This is a genomic window from Roseibium sp., assembly GCF_965216085.1.
GTDB lineage: Bacteria > Pseudomonadota > Alphaproteobacteria > Rhizobiales > Stappiaceae > Roseibium.
The window spans coordinates 3,360,668-3,378,013 of the sequence record NZ_OZ244138.1; the positions used below are offsets into that span (position 1 = coordinate 3,360,668).

General features: G+C 56.0%; 15 protein-coding genes. 5 read left to right on the forward strand and 10 right to left on the reverse strand.

Translation table 11 applies throughout. The features are described from left to right. Positions 1 to 16 precede the first annotated feature (16 nt). The 3 genes from cimA to cysS are packed head-to-tail and all read right to left on the reverse strand — an operon-like array spanning position 17 to position 3,584. A complete protein-coding gene (gene cimA, locus ACOOFE_RS15785) occupies positions 17 to 1,606 on the reverse strand; it encodes a citramalate synthase (protein WP_420410933.1) in 1,590 nt (529 codons plus the stop codon). Between the two features lie 55 nt (positions 1,607 to 1,661). Further along, the gene (locus tag ACOOFE_RS15790) at positions 1,662 to 2,117 is read right to left on the reverse strand and encodes a GFA family protein (RefSeq protein WP_141187204.1); all 456 of its coding nucleotides are present in this window, start codon (positions 2,115 to 2,117) and stop codon (positions 1,662 to 1,664) included. A 39-nt stretch (positions 2,118 to 2,156) separates the two neighbouring features. Then, positions 2,157 to 3,584: a cysteine--tRNA ligase gene (cysS, locus tag ACOOFE_RS15795; RefSeq protein WP_420410934.1), complete on the reverse strand. Its 1,428-nt coding sequence runs from the start codon at positions 3,582 to 3,584 to the stop codon at positions 2,157 to 2,159. A 276-nt stretch (positions 3,585 to 3,860) separates the two neighbouring features. On the opposite strand from cysS, the gene ACOOFE_RS15800 reads away from it, so the two are divergent. The 3 genes from ACOOFE_RS15800 (at position 3,861) to ACOOFE_RS15810 (ending at position 6,273) form a co-directional block, all read left to right on the forward strand. Beyond that, a complete protein-coding gene (locus ACOOFE_RS15800) occupies positions 3,861 to 5,537 on the forward strand; it encodes a L,D-transpeptidase family protein (RefSeq protein WP_420410935.1) in 1,677 nt (558 codons plus the stop codon). A 127-nt stretch (positions 5,538 to 5,664) separates the two neighbouring features. Further along, entirely contained in the window at positions 5,665 to 5,853 is a 189-nt protein-coding gene (locus ACOOFE_RS15805; RefSeq protein WP_141187207.1) for a sugar transporter, read from the forward strand. A 66-nt stretch (positions 5,854 to 5,919) separates the two neighbouring features. After that, positions 5,920 to 6,273: an ArsR/SmtB family transcription factor gene (locus tag ACOOFE_RS15810; protein WP_420410936.1), complete on the forward strand. Its 354-nt coding sequence runs from the start codon at positions 5,920 to 5,922 to the stop codon at positions 6,271 to 6,273. A 16-nt stretch (positions 6,274 to 6,289) separates the two neighbouring features. On the opposite strand, the gene ACOOFE_RS15815 is transcribed toward ACOOFE_RS15810, so the two are convergent. Continuing rightward, positions 6,290 to 6,805, reverse strand: a complete 516-nt coding sequence (locus ACOOFE_RS15815) for a CreA family protein (RefSeq protein ID WP_420410937.1) — start codon at positions 6,803 to 6,805, stop codon at positions 6,290 to 6,292. A gap of 402 nt (positions 6,806 to 7,207) precedes the next feature. Then, complete coding sequence (locus ACOOFE_RS15820) at positions 7,208 to 8,482, reverse strand: MBL fold metallo-hydrolase (RefSeq protein WP_420410938.1); 1,275 nt, start codon at positions 8,480 to 8,482, stop codon at positions 7,208 to 7,210. Between the two features lie 409 nt (positions 8,483 to 8,891). On the opposite strand from ACOOFE_RS15820, the gene ACOOFE_RS15825 reads away from it, so the two are divergent. Together ACOOFE_RS15825 and ACOOFE_RS15830 are read left to right on the forward strand one after the other, a co-directional pair. Then, positions 8,892 to 9,365, forward strand: a complete 474-nt coding sequence (locus ACOOFE_RS15825) for a MarR family winged helix-turn-helix transcriptional regulator (protein ID WP_420410939.1) — start codon at positions 8,892 to 8,894, stop codon at positions 9,363 to 9,365. A gap of 126 nt (positions 9,366 to 9,491) precedes the next feature. Continuing rightward, positions 9,492 to 10,826: a DUF2865 domain-containing protein gene (locus tag ACOOFE_RS15830; RefSeq protein ID WP_420410940.1), complete on the forward strand. Its 1,335-nt coding sequence runs from the start codon at positions 9,492 to 9,494 to the stop codon at positions 10,824 to 10,826. Here the strand turns inward: ACOOFE_RS15830 and gltX are convergent. From gltX to ACOOFE_RS15855, 5 genes are all read right to left on the reverse strand, one after another. Next, a complete protein-coding gene (gltX, locus tag ACOOFE_RS15835; RefSeq protein ID WP_420410941.1) occupies positions 10,789 to 12,150 on the reverse strand; it encodes a glutamate--tRNA ligase in 1,362 nt (453 codons plus the stop codon). The two genes, ACOOFE_RS15830 and gltX, sit on opposite strands and share 38 nt — an antisense overlap. Positions 12,151 to 12,249: 99 nt before the next feature. Beyond that, complete coding sequence (locus tag ACOOFE_RS15840; protein ID WP_420410942.1) at positions 12,250 to 13,455, reverse strand: MFS transporter; 1,206 nt, start codon at positions 13,453 to 13,455, stop codon at positions 12,250 to 12,252. Between the two features lie 29 nt (positions 13,456 to 13,484). Continuing rightward, positions 13,485 to 15,152 carry an NAD+ synthase gene (locus ACOOFE_RS15845; RefSeq protein WP_420410943.1) on the reverse strand — a complete coding sequence of 556 codons (1,668 nt, stop codon included), beginning with the start codon at positions 15,150 to 15,152 and terminating at the stop codon, positions 13,485 to 13,487. Positions 15,153 to 15,250: 98 nt separating this feature from the next. Beyond that, positions 15,251 to 15,724, reverse strand: a complete 474-nt coding sequence (locus ACOOFE_RS15850) for a response regulator (protein WP_420410944.1) — start codon at positions 15,722 to 15,724, stop codon at positions 15,251 to 15,253. Between the two features lie 225 nt (positions 15,725 to 15,949). Next, positions 15,950 to 17,332 carry a class II 3-deoxy-7-phosphoheptulonate synthase gene (locus ACOOFE_RS15855; RefSeq protein ID WP_420410945.1) on the reverse strand — a complete coding sequence of 461 codons (1,383 nt, stop codon included), beginning with the start codon at positions 17,330 to 17,332 and terminating at the stop codon, positions 15,950 to 15,952. Positions 17,333 to 17,346: the final 14 nt, after the last annotated feature.

The window sequence follows — 17,346 nt, forward strand, 5'->3', positions numbered from 1 at the left end:
CGCTGTAAGGAAAGCCCTAGTGAGCTTTCAAAAGCGCGAATGTGATGGAGTCGACCAATGCCTGGAAGGATGCGTCGACGATGTTGGAGGAGACACCAATCGTGAACCAGCGCCGCTGGGTTTTGGCATCATGGCTTTCGATCAAAACGCGTGTGACCGCATCCGTCCCGCCATTCAAGATACGCACCTTATAATCGATCAGTTCAAGCCCTTCAATCGCCGCCTGATACTTTCCAAGATCCTTGCGCAAGGCCATATCAAGCGCGTTGACCGGACCATTTCCTTCGGCGACGGACATACGGGTTTCACCGTCGACATCCACTTTGACAACAGCTTCCGAGACCGTGATCAGATCCCCAATGGCGTTGAACCGGCGCTCGACCATCACTTTAAATGAATCGACCTTGAAGAACTCTGGCACTTCGCCCAGCGCCCGGCGCGCCAGCAATTCGAAAGACGCATCGGCCGCCTCATAAGCATAACCCAACGCCTCGCGTTCCTTGACCTTGGCCAGCAGCCGGTCAAGGCGCGGATCTGCCTTGTCGACCTCGATCCCCACGCGGGCAAGCTCCCCCAAGAGGTTGCTTTTGCCCGCCTGGTCTGACACCAGAACCCGGCGCTGATTGCCCACCGTTTCCGGCGCGACATGCTCATAGGTCTGCGGATCTTTTAAGATCGCAGAGGCGTGAATCCCGGCTTTGGTGGCAAAGGCCGTTTCGCCAACATACGGCGCATGCCGGTTGGGCGACCGGTTCAAGATCTCATCGAAGGCATGGGAAACCGCGGTGATGTCCTGAAGCTGATCATCGCTGATACCGATTTCAAGACGATCCGCGTACTGCGGTTTCAGTTTCAAGGTCGGGATCAGCGTGATTAAATTGGCATTGCCGCAGCGCTCCCCAAGACCGTTGAGGGTACCCTGGATCTGACGCACACCGGCATCAATCGCCACCAGCGAATTGGCGACTGCATGGCCCGTGTCGTCATGGGTGTGGATGCCGAGATGGGAACCTGGAACCACTTCCTGCACCTGTGTCACGATTGAATGGATTTCATCTGGCAATGTACCGCCATTGGTATCGCACAAGACAACCCAACGGGCGCCAGCCTGATACGCGGTACGGGCACAATCGAGGGCATAGTCCGGATTGGCCTTAAAACCATCGAAGAAATGCTCGCAGTCGATCATGGCTTCTTTGCCAGCAGCCACCGCAGCCGTCACGGTGTCTTCGATCGACTCCAGGTTTTCTTCGTTGGTGCAGCCGAGTGCGACCTCGACATGATAGTCCCAGGCCTTGGCAACAAAACAACAGGCGTCCGCCTTGCTCGCCAGGACCTGTTGAAGCCCTGGGTCGTTCGCCGCTGAGCGCCCTGCCCGTTTGGTCATGCCGAAGGCCGTGAAAGTCGCCTTTTCGGTCCGTTTTTCGGCAAAGAACTCAGTATCGGCCGGGTTAGCACCCGGATAACCGCCTTCCACATAATCCACGCCAAGGCGTTCCAGCAACTCCGCAATCACGATCTTTTCGTGGACGGAAAAGTCGATGCCGCTGGTCTGAGCCCCATCGCGCAGCGTGGTATCAAATAGGTAGATCCGGTCTTTCGTCATATCGCGTCCTGCTTGCCGCATTCTTCGGCTGGCCATTCAGTAAAAACGTTTCGGTTCAAGTATCGTGATCGGGATGCTGGTGGTTCTGGATCTTGGCAAAGACCTCCTGAGCGGCGGCTTCCGCGTCGCCTGTCCGAGTCGGCAAATCTATTAACCCCTCACACCACGGCAAGCGGCTTTCCAGCCCAAGCTGAACCTCCGGGGCGACCGAGCCAGGCTCATCAAGGCTCGCGATCGTTATGTCGATGTGTGAGGCCTCGAACTCATAGGTCAGCGGAGTTCCACAATCCCGGCAGAACCCGCGGCGAACCAAATTGGAACTTTGGAAGTAAGCCGGCTCTCCACGCGTCCAGCTCAAATTCTCAACAACAACCAGCGCTGCAAATGGCCCGCCAACTGCCTTCTGGCACATGCGGCAATGACAGATCGACGGGCGTTTAAACCCTTCCGCACAATAGCGAATGGCCCCACACTGGCAGCCGCCGGATTTGATGTCTGTATCTTCCGTCATGCTGTTGCATTCCTTATCATCACCGCCCGAGTACCAAACTCACCGCTTCACTTCCCAAGTTGTGATACGAGCACCGGTTTCGGAGTCTTTTGAATCCTTTAGGAGGATTCCCTGAGATGTCAGGTCAGCGCGGATCTGATCCGCTTCCGCCCAGTTCTTGGCATTGAGGGCGATGAGACGGGCATCAATGGCCGCTTGAATGGCGGTCTCATCAATGCCGGATAGATCCGCCTGGACGGGGTGTACACCAAGAAGTGCCGCCGATGCTGAATAGGTCGCCAGATTTGCCGGGTCTTTTCCAGCGTCTCCGGCAAGACTGTGCAAAGCCTGGATCGCAGCTGCCGTGTTCAAATCGTCGTTCAAGGCGTCCAAAACTTCGGCCGCAGGTGGGACATCGGTCTCAATCGGATCCGGCCATTTGCCTAGAAGGTTTTCGGCTTCTTCCAATTTCCGAACGGAGAAATCGATCGGCTCCTTGTAGTGGGTCATCAGCATGGCCAGACGCAGAACTTCGCCCGGCCACTTACGGCCGCCAAAGTTCTCTGTCTCCAGCAGTTCGCGGATGGTGAAGAAGTTGCCTTCCGATTTGGACATCTTCTTGCCTTCAATCTGCACAAAGCCGTTGTGGACCCAATAATTGGACATTGTTTTTGTGCCATGGGCGCAGCGGGATTGGGCAATTTCGTTTTCATGGTGCGGGAAGATCAGATCGAGCCCGCCACCGTGAATATCAAAAACCTTGCCCAGGTGATGCTCACTCATCACCGAGCATTCGATGTGCCAGCCCGGACGGCCCCGGCCCCAAGGACTGTCCCAGCCAGGCTCTTCCGGCGACGATAGCTTCCAGAGCACAAAGTCGCCCGGGTTTTTCTTGTGACTGTCCACCGCGATCCGGGCACCCGCTATCTGCTCGTCGAGCTTGCGTTTGGAAAGCCCGCCATAATCCGGCATCGAGACAGTATCGAACAGCACTTCGCCGCCATCCGCTGTTTCCGCAACATAGGCGTGACCTTTGGCAACCAGATCTTCGATCATCTGGATCATACCGGCAATGTGCTCGGTCGCCCGCGGCTCATGGCTTGGTTCCAGGGTCCCGAGAGCAGCGACATCCTTGTGATATTGATCCGCTGTTTTCTTGGTAACCTTGGCGATCGCTTCATTGAGCTCCATGTCCGGAAAGTCGCGCAAGGCCCGTGCGTTGATCTTGTCATCAACGTCGGTGATGTTGCGCGCATAGGTGACATGCTCCGCGCCGTATAGATGGCGCAGCAACCTGTACAAAACGTCAAAAACAATAGCGGGCCGTGCGTTGCCGATGTGAGCAAAGTCGTAAACCGTCGGTCCGCAGACATAGAGACGCACGTTGCTGTCATCGATCGCCTGAAAGTTTTCCTTCTGGCGTGTCAATGTGTTGGTGAGCTTCAAGCCCTTGAAGGTGCCGGATTTCGCTGGTTCAGCGGCGCTCATGTCAAACGGTCTCCTGGCCGGCTGGCCGGGCGGTCCGTCTACAAGGAATTTTGCCAAGAGGGAACGGCCACAGCCAGCGGTGTCGCTAGCTGCAAATAATGGTGATCGTAATGATGGTACGTGTGGCCGTCATCATGGCTGAGGTTATGGACCGGAACAGACGGGCCGGTCAAGGTCACTTTTTCATGGAGAAGCTCTGCCCGGCCGGTTCTGCCATTGGCCCCTGCGCCGCCCTCCTCTAATCTGCCGTTACGGGAATCAGAGAGGGGCTGTCCCATGCGGGAGACAAACATCGGTAAACGGCGGTTACGCCAGATTGTTATAGCTGCGCTTGCCACAATCGGCCTAGTCGCAGGCTCGGCACCTGGACTGGCGCAATCGGGGCCTGCACCAACGCCCAAACCGCAAGCCACATCAGTCCCGGCCCCAACCTTTCTCGAACCACAAACGCCCATTGCACACGCTCTTCAAGCAGCCCTCTCTCCGGACGTGTCCGAACGAGCGATACGATTTTACGGGGAACGGGCATTTGCGCCGATCTGGTTTACCGAGAAAGGCATCACGGAAAATGCTCACCTTGTGGTGGCGGCCATGGCTGCGGCCAATGACCATGCGCTTAATCCGGACAACTATGGCCCGCTGCGACTTGTCGATCAGGCCGCTGCGGCACAGTCTCCAGAGGAATGGGCCGCTTTTGAGCTGGAACTCACCAAACAATACGTCCGCTATGCGACGCATCTCTCCTCCGGCCGGGTGCAACCCAATAAGGTCAACAAGGCGCTCAATCTCTTTCCGGACCGCCCAGACCCAGAGATGTTGTTGGAACAAGCGGTTGATGCGGTCGACTTCAGTACGTTTTTAGAGGCACTTGCCCCGCGCTCAGACAATTACGCTCGGCTGAAACGGCGCTTGGCACAATACCGGGAAAAGGCCGCAGCTGGAGGTTTCACAGCCGTTCCTGAGGGTGAAGTTCTAAAGCCGGGTATGAGTGACCCGCGCGTTGCAGCGCTCCGCCAGCGTCTTGTCGAAGAAGATATTCAGATAGCGGCAGACCACAGCGGTGAAACTTATGACGACGGCCTTGTAGAGGCGGTGAAGATCTTTCAGAACTTGCACGGTCTGGCTGACGACGGGGTCATCGGCAAGGAAACCTTTGCTAGGCTGAACATCCCCTTGCAGGAAAAACTGATCCAGATGGAGCTCAACATGGAGCGCCGCCGCTGGATGCGCGACGATCTGGGCAGCTTCTATGTCTTTGTCAATCTGGCTGATCAGGAACTGAAGGTGGTCAAGGAGGGCAAAACGATCCACACAGCTCCTGTGGTGGTCGGCAAACCCTATCATGCAACGCCGGTGTTTTCAGATCAGCTCGACTATGTGGAGATTAACCCATTTTGGAATGTGCCCTATTCCATTGCAACGGCGGAGTATTTGCCAAAGCTGAAAAAGAATGCCGGCGCGCTTTCAGGCAAAAACATCCGCGTATTCCAGGACGGCAATGAAGTGGCCGCAACACAAATTGCCTGGAACAACTATTCCCGTGGGAACTTCCCCTTCCGGCTGCGCCAGGATCCGGGCAACAGCAATGCGCTGGGCCGCATCAAATTCATGTTCCCCAACAAATTTAACATCTATATCCACGACACACCGTCAAAGTCGCTCTTTTCACGAGCCGAACGGGCTTTCAGCCACGGCTGTATCCGGGTGTCTGATCCCTTTGCACTTGCGGATGTTCTCCTTTCACATAAATCGGCGTCTCCAGGACATTGGGAAAACATTCGGGACACCGATAAACGGACCATTGTTAAACCGGGTATCCCGATTGAAGTTCATCTCACCTATCTGACGGCCTGGATGAACAAAGACGGCGCGACCCATTTCCGCAAAGATATTTATGGCCGCGACGAGAAATTGCTGGATGCACTCCGAAAGGCCATGACTGAAAATCTTTGAAATTTCATAGAGATAGTACGTGTTTAGAAAGCTGAACGCCAGCTGAACGCGGCACTCAGCATGAGTTCAAGGCCGGAAATCTAATCTTCAGGGTAATCGCACGGCGTTGCCTTTTGGAGATAAAAAAATGTTGAACCGGCTTTTTGTGATCATCTTTCTTCTCATCGTTCTGGGCGGACCGTTTATCGCATTGATCGCCATCACGGACGGCACCAAGGCCTTCGGCAGCGAACTTCAACAAAAAAGTCTGTGTTTAATGACTGGAACCGGCTGTGGAGATGGAAACTTGGTTGTCACCGTCGCCAGCCGCCTATAATAGTCATTAAAGCTGAGAATTATTCTCAAGCTTGCGCAGAGTAAGAGAGTTTGGCAAGGTCTGTAGATGGACTTTAAATCGCTTGAAAACAAAGCGGAGACAGCCGCGGAGTTTCTGAAACTGATGGCATCAGCGCCCCGGTTGCTGCTTTTGTGCCTAGTTTTGGAGGAAGAACGCAGCGTTGGCGAACTGGCAGAAAAGACCGGCATGCGTATGCCGACTGTGTCTCAACAACTGGCTCTCCTGAGAGCTCAAGGTCTTGTGACAACCCGGCGCGAAGGCACCACCATCTACTATAGCCTGGCAAGTGAACCGGTCAGAGACATGATGGCGATGCTGTACAAGCACTTTTGTGCCGACCCGGAGATACCTGTTGCCGCCCGTTTGCAAACACTCGACGGCGAAAACTCGCGACGGTAAAATAGGCGGATTGTCTCTAATCTGAAAGGTAGTCGCCACACCGCGGCGGCTCGACGGTTCCCCATGGCATTAATGGCACTGTCGACGTTGAGTTTTTCGGACTGCCTTCGATCAGCTTGTCCGAATAGACCATATAGACCAGCACATTCCGTTTGATGTCGCAGCCGCGCACGATCCGCATTTTTTTGAACATGAACGAGCGGCCCTGGCGGAACATCTCTTCGCCTTGCTCAAAATTCTCTTTGATCTCCACCGGCCCAACTTGTCGGCAAGCAAGAGAAACATCCGAGACTTCTTCGGCAACGCCCAACCAGCCTGACACTCCGCCTTTTTCCGGCACTGTGAAGTGGCAGGCGACACCGGCAACAATCGGATCGTCGATGGCATAAGTTGCCAGTTTGTGATCTGGCGTCAGGAACTTCCAGACCGTAGATTTCTTGAAAATCAAATCCGGCTCGTCACTGGCATAAGCTGGCCCGACCACTTTAAGACATAGGGCTAGAACAAAAACAGCTGCAGCACGTGACCGCATTCGAAATCCTCCGGTTCTTAAAACTGATTTACATGTGGGGTGCCGCTTCAACGTATCAACCACCCGGCCCCTTAGAAAGACAATCACCCGCGCGACAGAATCGCACGGGTGGCTGGATTTATCGTCTTTTAAAGAGGCTAGAGCGCCGATCGTAAACGTGAAAACGTTTGATGGCTTTGGGTGGTTCATCCGGATAGGCACGGCACGCAGCGCGATGCGGGGCATCGGGCAAGAGGTGCAACACAGCCGGTGGATCGCCAAAAGCCACCCGAAGGGCCTCGTCTCATTGGCCTGCTGACGTGCGTTGGCCCATCCTTATGGTGCCAGCACCACTACGGGCGTCCCGCCTTGCCAGCAAACAAATGAGACGGGTCAAACGCTTCCACGTTTTCGCCCGGCGCTCTAGACCTGAGCTTTTTCCAGGACTTTTTCTTCCGTCTCAATTTCGTTTTCTAGCAGGAGCGCGTCGTCGTCATCCACCCCTTGCTCAGTGAGGCTTGCCATCAAAGATGCGGCGAACTCGCTATCAGAGACCAATTCCGCCGCTTCTTCGCCGCTGCTTTCAGCTTCGGCTGCCTCATCCGTTTGCTCAACAATTTCACGTTCTTCCAGATGGATCACGTTGAGAGCCTCCGGTTCACTGGCTGGCTCGTCCGGTGAAGCAGGCTGATCTTCAACGATCTCCAAAACTGCTTCAGCGGGTTCAGGCTCCTCTGCAACTGGTACAGATTGCGTCAAGGCATCCTCAAGGTCAGCACAGCGTTCCCGGGTCCAAACTTGCGGCTGATCCAGACCTTGGGCTTCATCATAGGCCCGGGCAACGTTGAACGGCAGTTGAGCGTCAAATCCGGACGCAGAGCCAAACCTTGGCTGCAAGGCATCGCTGATCGATTGATAGGTATCCCGCAGTCCCAATTTGCTTTCGGTGCAGGCCGTTGCCGCATCACGAAGCGTGATGACATAATCCCGGGTGGTTTCAATTGCAGTCGCCACCTCGGAATTCCCGACAACAGGCGTTCCGTGTCCCGGCATCAAAGCATTTGGGCGGAAAGCCATCAGCCGGTCCAGAGCCCGCGGCCAGTCGGTCAGATGCGCATCACCGCAATAAGGTGCGGTTCTGGATTGCACAAGATCGCCGGCAAACAGCACACCGCTGTCTGCAACCCAAACGACCAGATCGCCCATGGTATGACCGCGGCCAAGGTGCATCAGCCGCACTTCCTTGCCGCCAAGATCCACGGACATCGACGAGGCAATCGTCATTGATGGAATGGCGAGCGGCGGCAGTGGCTGGCCAGCTGGATAGATCTCAGGGAAACGGGATTTCAACACATCCCGGTCATCCAAACCGCGGGTTTCCATCATGCGCTTTGTCAGATCCGAAGCAATCACTTCACCGGCATCAAAAGCAGCTGCTCCGGCCGTGCTGTCGCCGTGGAAATGGGTAAGCAACAAAACCTTGATTGGCTTGTCGGAGATTTCGCGAATTTTTTTCAGAACCTGTTGCCCAAGCGCTTCGGTTGGCTGAGCGTCGACCACAAGCAGGCCACGGTCTCCGACAATCACGCCCGTGTTCGGACATCCCTCGGCACTAATGGCATAACAGCCGGGCCCGAGTTCATGGATCTTTGCTTCATCTCCGGGGGCAGTATCAGACTTCGTGTCTGCTTTGTTCATGACAGCCTCGCTTTCCCGTCAACAGGTTCGGTGACATCTCACCGTGTCCAGGATGTGAATAGTTTGTATTTGCCCTAGACTCACTGCTTTCAGGGTCGATTCGCAAATTTTGACGCACTCTTTCCTTAACTGTTCCTTTCTTATCAACAGATAGGTCTAGTAATTCGGCAAAAGAGGGGTTTTTCTAAGGCATCTCATGGGTCGGAACTAAGCAAAGACCCGGTAAATTTCCAAATCGACCAGCGAGTGCTTTCCTGTCTGTTTTGTCAGGCTATAGTATTGCTTTATGTCATCATCAGGATCCGTTCGATTGATTGTTAAAGCCCCTCATACCCGCCGCTTCAGCATCGCCAGGCCCAGCTGCCATGCACTGGTTCTGCAAGTCCCCAACGCGTGATCTTTTCTTAAAATGACCAAGTCCAATCGAGACACACATGGAAAATCAGAAACCCCAGTTCTTAAACTCAACCGGTTCCTGCCCTACCGATTGAACAATCTGGCAGAAGCCGTAAGCCGGTCGTTCTCAAAAATATATGCGGACGAGTTCGGGATCGGCATCCCGGAGTGGCGGGTGGTCGCGACCCTTGGCGAACATGCCGCAATGACCGCCCGCGACATTGGTCAGGCGACGTCAATGCACAAAACCAAGGTCAGCCGGGCCGTTGCAGCCTTGGAAAAAAAGGGTTTTTTGGATCGGGGACCCGGCCTCCATGATCAGCGCGAACAGCTCCTGCAGCTCAGCACCGAAGGCCGGGCCATGTACGAGGCGTTGATCCCCAAAGCGCTGGCTTATTCAGACGGCCTTGAATCCGCGCTCACCGAGGAGCAGCGGGCGGTGTTGGATCAAATCTTCGAGAGGCTTCACGTCGCGGCAGAAGAATAGTCCCAGACCTGTATCAAATTAACCGAACATGAGAGCTTTCCTTGCTATGGATAGGCTTCAAGGGGATACTGATTTGGCTGTTTGAACGGCCCGGTGCGGGGATTTGAGCGCCGATGGGGATTTACAATGAAGCTTCGCTGTCATGTCGCGTCTTGGGCGATGTCATGCGCGCTGGCCATATTGCCGGCGATGCTGGTCCATGCTGGCCCGGCGATAGCGGCCAGCTGCAAAAGCCTCAGCTCCGAACTCTCTCGCCTTCAGTCGACTGCCGGTAGATCGTCTTCAGGTTCCCAAAAGTGGCAATCAGCAAAACGTCAGCAGCAAAAAGCCCTGACTGCGGCGGAACGGGACCTTGGATATCTCGGTTGTTCCACCACTTCCAACGCGCAATGCAAGGCCTTGACGAAAAAGGTCAAACGGATGCGGTCGAACCTTGCGGCGATTGATCGGCAACTGACCAAATCTGGTGGTGCACCGGCCGGGTCAAAAAAACGGATCCGACAAATCAAGGCTGCTCTCAAGCGGCAAGGCTGCGGTGCGAAGCCGGTGACCCGTAAGGCGTCGGTAAAACCAGATACCGGCGATGCCCCACGGTCGTTTCTGGCCCGGCTGTTCAGTCCGCAACAAGCAAACAAAAAGCGGGAGACCGCTGCAGAAGTTACGGCAAGAAGCAACAGTGGTTCCGGTAGAAAGCGGCTGCGGCTGCCCTCCGGTGGAACTTTCCGGACCTTATGTGTGCGCACCTGTGACGGGTACTTTTTCCCGGTCAGTTTCTCGACCGGAAAACGGCAATTTGCCAATGATGCAGCCCGCTGCACGGAGATTTGTCCAGCCTCTGAAACCGAGCTCTATGTTTACAAGAACCCGGGCGGCGATTCGACCAAGATGATGTCGCTGGCAGGAACGCTTTATACCGATCAGCCCTTCGCATACCGCTACAAGACTGAATTTGTTGAAGGCTGCAGTTGCCGCCAGGCCGGTCAATCCAAATCCCGGTCCGCGTGGACGGAACTGAAAGCAGGTACAAACTCAAAGAGCCGAATCTTTTTTGCAGATATTAGCAGCGGAATGCCGTCCGCTTCCACCAGCACAACCGTCCGTGCATTCGATGGTGCCGTCTCTGACCTGCCCTCGCCCTTGGCCCGCATTCCGCTGACCAAAGATCAGCTGCCATTTTATGAAGACCCCGACACGCTCGCCAATATGGAAAAGGGCTTTGATGTGACCGCAAGCCTTAGCAAGGTCTTCAAAAGACTGGAAAAATCGGTCGCAAGCAATTCACAATCCACGCCAGCCGGTGAGTTGCCCTTGTTGCGCAGTCAAAGAGCCGCAGGAGACGGCGGCCTTGAGACCGCGTCAATCCCGCCAGTTTTCAAACCCGACGCCCCGGGTTTCCGCCCGGCGCCGGACCGGGAGGTCCCGGTTAGGGTAGTCGGTCCAGAATTTTTTGTCGCCCAATAAGCGGCAGCATTTCCTTCATATCGGGGCCATGATCGAGGCCCGTCAGCGCCCGGCGCAGCGGCATGAACAAGCCGCGTCCCTTGCGGCCGGTTTCCGCTTTCAAGGCAGATGTCCAGGCACCCCAGGTGTCGGATGTGATGTCACCGTCCGGCAGCATTTCTTTTGCCTTGGCGATGAAGTCCTGATCTTCGTCTTCAACCCGGCTTTCCACCGAACCACCGACAATCTGCCAGTAGCCCTTGGCGTCGGCAACGGTTTCGCAGTTGCCACGGATTGTGAGCCAGAAGGCTTCTCCGCCGCCAATTTCCAGGGCGTCCAAACGGTCTTTGACTTGGGCGTAGGACATGTCATGGACAAGACGGGAATTGAGGCCCTTAAGGTCTTCCGGGTCGAATTTCGCCGACGAGCGCGACACGCTGGTCAAATCGAATTTCTCCACCAATGCGTCCATGGTCGCGACGGCTTCAACGGCCTGGCTCGTTCCAGTTAGGACAGCAAGCGAACAGACGGACATGGCCTCAAAACCGGATTCGCGGAGGGAGCCGATCGACAGTGCGCCTTTGCGTTTGGACAGGCCTTCGCCATCTCGCGTAGTCAGAAGATTGTGATGACCGAAAATCGGAGCGGCTGCGCCCAAGGCTTCGAAAATCGCGATCTGAACACCGGTGTTCGAGACATGATCTTCGCCGCGAATGATATGGGTTACGCCCATATCGATGTCGTCGACGATCGACGGCAGGGTATAGAGATAGCTGCCATCGGCACGGATCAGAACCGGATCGGACATGGAGGCCAGGTCGACGGTTTGGTCGCCGCGGCACAGATCCGTCCAGGTGACGTCCGTCCGTTTGGTCTGAAATGGTTCGCCGTCATGGTTCGGCAGCACAAATCGCCAGTGGGCTTTGCGCCCCTCGGCTTCATAAGCCGCCCGTTCTTCTTTGGTCTGCTTTAGCCCAGCCCGGTCATAGACCGGCGGGCGTCCAAGCGCGCGTTGGCGTGAGCGGCGGCGTTCCAGCTCGTCCGGTGTCTCGTAGCAGGGATAAAGAAGGCCGGCGTCTTTCAGCTTTTGCGCCGCTGCATCATAGCTTTCAACGCGTGCCGATTGCCGCTCGATCACATCCGGATCAATGCCGAGCCAACGCAGATCCACCTCGATGGAGTCGGCATACTCCTGGCGGGACCGTTCCAAGTCGGTGTCGTCAAATCGCAGGATAAACCGTCCTCCCATCTTCTTGGCAAAGAGCCAATTGTAGAGAGCAGGCCGGCTGTTGCCGATGTGAATGTGGCCGGTCGGAGACGGCGCAAAGCGTACAGTTACAGTCATGCGCTTCAGGTACCTGCGTCCTTTGTGCTCTGCAAGCCCCAATAGCGATTTTACCCCGCCGGAGCCGCCGGTATTTTTGAAATAATCCTTGTCAGGCAGCTAACGTTCGCGAAGCTTGCGTCCTGCCGCCGTAAGTACAGCTGTCATCAGCGCACAGTATCCGGCCATGGCCAGGAGCTGATGATCAAAATTGAACTCTGCATCAATCAAGACACCAACCAGACCCGGTCCGGCAGCAGACGCAAACACCATCAAAGCAAAAGACACGGAGCGGATCGCCCCAATATGTCGGCTGCCATAAAGCTCCGGCCACAACGACCCCATCAAAGCTGCGGTAAAGCCACTGCTGATCCCAAGCAAAGTCATGAAGACAAAGGCAATCGGGGCAGCGGGGGCAAGCGCCAGGACAAGACACCCTGTGCACAGAGGCAGCAGCATCACCGGAACTAGGTTTTTGGCTGAATACCGGTCGATCAACGGCCCAAGCGTGAGGGATGTCACGATGGCCGCAGCCGCCATGGCGACAAAGGTGGAGGCAAAGAGTTCCAGCGGCCAGCCGCGCAATTCGGTTAGGTAGACCTGATTGAAAAGGATCGCTGTGCCAATGAACGGCGGTGCCAATACGCCGGCCACAATGACCCAGAACATCGGGTCCCGGAGGGCTTCGCCCCGCGTCCATTGACGCCCTTCGGCATGTCCATTGGCCACCTCATCCGACTGCGGCGTGCGTTCACGCGCAAAAAGCAGGCTTATCACTGGCAGCGCGGCAAACACCATGATAGCAGCGGCAACCGCCCAACTGGTCCGCCAGCCAATGGCTGCCGACAGAACAACGAAACTTGCCGGCAACAAGCTTTCGGCAACCGGAAACCCCATCTGCGAGACAGAGACTGCCCGTCCCCGCTGCGCGGAGTACCAGCGGCCCATGGCGGTCATGGAGACATGTGTCATCATCCCCTGCCCGGATAACCTGAGGCCGAAGATGACAACAAACAGCATGAAGACCGAATTCACCGCGGACATGGACAGGCAGAAGATACCGAGCGACAAGCAAGTCGCGACTGCGACCAAGCGGACCGGAAACACATCAACGCTGCGCCCGACCCACGGCAGTGACAACGCACTGCCAAGGGTTGCCAGCATATAAAGCAAGCCAAAGTCACCATGGCTCAGGCCAAACTCTTGGCGCAGATGACCGGACGACAGTGAAATGTAAAATGTTTGCCCGAAACCGGAAAAGCCAGTCAGCAAAAATCCGCCCGCCAGCCACCGGGCATTGGCGCGGAGAAACGTCAGATAAGTCATGCGTCCTCCGCACCGGAATTGGTCATGCGCTAGGACCGGTCCCGGAAGCGGTTGGTGATCGGATAGCGGCGGTCACGGCCGAAATTGCGCTCCGTGATTTTGACACCGGGAGGCGCCTGTCTGCGTTTATATTCAGCAATATAGAGCAGATGCTCAATGCGATGGATGAGCGCCCGGTCATGGCCGCGTGCCTCAATGTCACTGACCGCCATTTCCTGTTCGACCAGGCATGAGAGGATGTCATCCAGAACATCGTAGGGCGGCAGGGAATCCTGGTCGGTCTGATTTTCCCGAAGCTCGGCCGTCGGAACCTTGGTGATGATGTTGGACGGGATCACTTCGCCTCCCGGCCCAAGCAGACCGGACGGCTTATTGGCATTGCGCCAAGCCGCCAGGTGGTAAACTTGTGTCTTGTACAGGTCCTTGATCGGGTTGTAGCCGCCGTTCATGTCGCCATAGAGGGTAGCGTATCCGACCGACATCTCCGACTTGTTGCCCGTGGTCATCACCATGTGGCCGAACTTGTTGGACACCGCCATCAAAATGACACCGCGAGTCCGGGATTGAAGGTTTTCTTCGGTGACACCGGCTTCCGTGCCTTCAAACAGCCCGCTCAGCGCAGCTGAAAATCCTTCGACCGGATCAGCAATCGGCACCGTGTCATAGCGCAAACCAAGGGCATTGGCGCATTCGGCCGCATCCTTGATGCTTTCTTCTGACGTATAACGATACGGCAGCATAATGCTGTGCACCTTATCGGCGCCCAGAGCATCAACGGCCATGGCAGCACAGATCGCTGAATCAATCCCGCCGGATAGCCCTAGCACGACCCCCGGAAACCCGTTTTTACTCACATAATCGCCGAGCCCCATGACACATGCGCGCCAGTTGGCTTCATCAAGATCGGGCAGTTTGGCAACCGGTCCGCTGGTACAAACCCAGGTTTCTCCCTCTCTCTTCCAGTCAGATATTCCAAGTGCGGTCTCGAATTGCGGCATCTGGAAGGCCAAGCTGCGATCTGCCTGAAGCGCGAAGGAGCCACCGTCAAACACCAGCTCATCCTGCCCGCCAAGCTGATTACAATAGACCAGCGGCAAACCTGTCTGAACAACACGGGAGACAACCACTTGCAGCCGTTCCTCGGCCCGGTTTTCCCAATAGGGCGATCCGTTGGGCACCAGAAGGATTTCCGCCCCGGTTTCCTCCAGGCACTCGCAAACTTCGTCGTTCCAAATGTCCTCACAGATCGGGATCCCGATCCTGACGCCTCTGAAATCCACTGGTCCCGGCAAGGGCCCCGCCTTGAAAACCCGTTTTTCGTCAAAGACGCCGTAATTGGGCAGATCGCTTTTGTAGCGCACGGCTTTGACATTGCCGCCATCCAGCAGCAGCAGAGCGTTATGGAGATCACCCGCATCCGATAGCCAAGGCGTTCCAAGGAGCACCGCAGGGCCACCGTCGGCTGTCTCTTCAGCAAGCACCTTAGCCGTTTCCATGCATTCCCGCACAAAGGCTGGTTTCAGTACCAAGTCTTCGGGAGGATAACCTGCCAGCATCAGCTCGGATGCCAGCAACAAGTCAGCGTTTTGGGCTGCGGCCTCGGCACGGGCCTCACGAACGAGCGCTGCATTGCCCTTAACGTCACCCACAGTTGGATTAAGCTGGGCAACGGCAAGACGGAAAGAATCGATGGTCATGAATCTCGAACCGGAAAATGAAGAGGCTCGAGATGTACCTGCATGGTTTAGGCCTTGCAATCATGCAATTGCCGAAACCAGTTCACATTACTGGGCTTTTAAAGAAGTGCGAGCGAAGCTTCTTCGCGGTCAGGTTCCAGCTCCGGAGTCATTTTGGTCAGGTCCACCTTGTCTCCGGTCGACCGTATTGGCTCGCCTTGCAGTGAGATCCCTTTGCAGCGGCCCTGCCTTTCCTGGCGTTGCAGAACATCACCAATGTGCTTGTAAAGGATCGCTGGTGACACAGGTTTGGCAATAAACCCATGAATTCCAATATTCAGTGCTTCCAGAATAACCGGCCGGCGGGCATGCGCAGTGATGACAAGGACGGGCGTTGTATTGACGATTGGATCCGGATCGCGACGCAGGACCTTAAGGAAATCGGCTCCGCCGAATAGGTTCATGACCCAGTCGCATAAGACAATGTCGGGCTTGCGGTCGACCACAAGTTCAAGGGCCTCCGCCCCTTCCGGTGCCTCAAAAACCGTGCGTACACCAAAACCGGTCACCACTGATCGGATAATAGTGCGCATGTGCGGATTATCCTCCACGATTAGGCACGAAATATTCGAAAGGTCCCACGGTCCCCGCACGCTCGTCATATCCCCCACACTGCGTGTTCCACCTACGCAGTTGATATGACGGTAGAGCGTTAACCCCCTATTACCGCAACGTCAAAATTGACAATTTTATGCATAAAAAAAACAGGGGTGGCTGATACCACCCCTGAATTCTGTCAAACGCGCTAAACGGCTGGTTTATGCACTGGCAACCAGTGGTTCACTCTGCTTGCCGTCTTTTTCCTTTTTGAGATTTTCGGCAATCAGGAATGCGAGCTCGAGCGCCTGATCCGCATTGAGGCGCGGATCACAATGGGTGTGGTACCGGTCACCGAGTTGCTCTTCAGTCAATGCACGGGCACCACCGGTGCACTCGGTCACATTCCGGCCAGTCATTTCCACATGAACACCGCCAGCATGTGTGCCTTCGGCCCGATGAACCGCAAAGAAAGCTTCCACTTCTTTCAGGATCCGATCGAACGGGCGGGTCTTGTAACCACCGGCGGAAATCGTATTGCCATGCATCGGGTCACAGGACCAGACAACCGACTTACCTTCCCGCTCCACAGCACGGACTAGCTGCGGCAGATGATCAAACACCTTGTCCGCGCCGAAGCGGGCGATCAGGGTCAGACGGCCCGGCTCGTTGTCCGGGTTCAGGATGTCGATCAATTCCAAAAGACCATCCGGGCTTAAAGACGGACCGCACTTCAGGCCAATCGGGTTCTGAATACCGCGGAAGAACTCCACATGGGCGTGATCCGGCTGACGGGTCCGGTCACCGATCCAAAGCATATGGCCAGAGGTGGCATACCACTCACCAGATGTGGAATCGACGCGAGTCAAGGCTTCTTCATAACCGAGCAACAGTGCCTCGTGGCTGGTGAAGAAATCGGTCGAGCGGATTTGTGGAACACTGTCGCTGTTGATGCCACAGGCGCGCATGAAAGCAAGCGACTCGCTGATGCGGTCGGCCAATTCTTTGTAACGGTGGCCTTGCGGGCTGTCGGAGATAAATCCGAGCATCCACTGGTGCACCTGGTCCAAATTGGCAAACCCGCCCTGTGCAAACGCGCGCAGCAGGTTCAAGCTCGCTGCAGATTGGCGGTAGGCCATCGACATGCGCTTCGGATCCGGGATCCGGCTTTCCGGAGTGAAGTTGATGTCGTTGATGATGTCACCGCGGTAGCTCGGCAGCTCGACATCGTCCTTCTTCTCGATATTGGACGAGCGCGGCTTGGCAAACTGGCCCGCAATCCGGCCGACTTTCACCACCGGCTGGCTGGCAGCATAGGTCAAGACAACCGACATCTGCAGGAAGACACGGAAGAAATCACGGATGTGATCCGGATGGTGCTCCGCAAAGCTCTCTGCGCAATCACCGCCCTGAAGCAGGAAACCCTTGCCGTTGGCGACGTCGGCCAGCTGATTTTTCAGCGCGCGCGCCTCACCTGCAAATACCAGCGGCGGATATGTCGACAGGCGATGCTCAACATCCGCCAATGCCTCCTGATCCGGATATTCCGGCACCTGCAGGATCGGCATTGATCTCCAGCTATCCGGGCTCCACTTGTCCGCCATACTTCCAACTCCTC

Excerpts from the sequence above, each read along its gene's own strand:
- cimA (WP_420410933.1), bottom strand. The coding sequence starts at position 1,606 with ATGACGAAAGACCGGATCTACCTATTTGATACCACGCTGCGCGATGGG.
- ACOOFE_RS15790 (WP_141187204.1), bottom strand. The coding sequence starts at position 2,117 with ATGACGGAAGATACAGACATCAAATCCGGCGGCTGCCAGTGTGGGGCC.
- cysS (WP_420410934.1), bottom strand. The coding sequence starts at position 3,584 with ATGAGCGCCGCTGAACCAGCGAAATCCGGCACCTTCAAGGGCTTGAAG.
- ACOOFE_RS15800 (WP_420410935.1), top strand. The coding sequence starts at position 3,861 with ATGCGGGAGACAAACATCGGTAAACGGCGGTTACGCCAGATTGTTATA.
- ACOOFE_RS15805 (WP_141187207.1), top strand. The coding sequence starts at position 5,665 with ATGTTGAACCGGCTTTTTGTGATCATCTTTCTTCTCATCGTTCTGGGC.
- ACOOFE_RS15810 (WP_420410936.1), top strand. The coding sequence starts at position 5,920 with ATGGACTTTAAATCGCTTGAAAACAAAGCGGAGACAGCCGCGGAGTTT.
- ACOOFE_RS15815 (WP_420410937.1), bottom strand. The coding sequence starts at position 6,805 with ATGCGGTCACGTGCTGCAGCTGTTTTTGTTCTAGCCCTATGTCTTAAA.
- ACOOFE_RS15820 (WP_420410938.1), bottom strand. The coding sequence starts at position 8,482 with ATGAACAAAGCAGACACGAAGTCTGATACTGCCCCCGGAGATGAAGCA.
- ACOOFE_RS15825 (WP_420410939.1), top strand. The coding sequence starts at position 8,892 with ATGACCAAGTCCAATCGAGACACACATGGAAAATCAGAAACCCCAGTT.
- ACOOFE_RS15830 (WP_420410940.1), top strand. The coding sequence starts at position 9,492 with ATGAAGCTTCGCTGTCATGTCGCGTCTTGGGCGATGTCATGCGCGCTG.
- gltX (WP_420410941.1), bottom strand. The coding sequence starts at position 12,150 with ATGACTGTAACTGTACGCTTTGCGCCGTCTCCGACCGGCCACATTCAC.
- ACOOFE_RS15840 (WP_420410942.1), bottom strand. The coding sequence starts at position 13,455 with ATGACTTATCTGACGTTTCTCCGCGCCAATGCCCGGTGGCTGGCGGGC.
- ACOOFE_RS15845 (WP_420410943.1), bottom strand. The coding sequence starts at position 15,152 with ATGACCATCGATTCTTTCCGTCTTGCCGTTGCCCAGCTTAATCCAACT.
- ACOOFE_RS15850 (WP_420410944.1), bottom strand. The coding sequence starts at position 15,724 with ATGCGCACTATTATCCGATCAGTGGTGACCGGTTTTGGTGTACGCACG.
- ACOOFE_RS15855 (WP_420410945.1), bottom strand. The coding sequence starts at position 17,332 with ATGGCGGACAAGTGGAGCCCGGATAGCTGGAGATCAATGCCGATCCTG.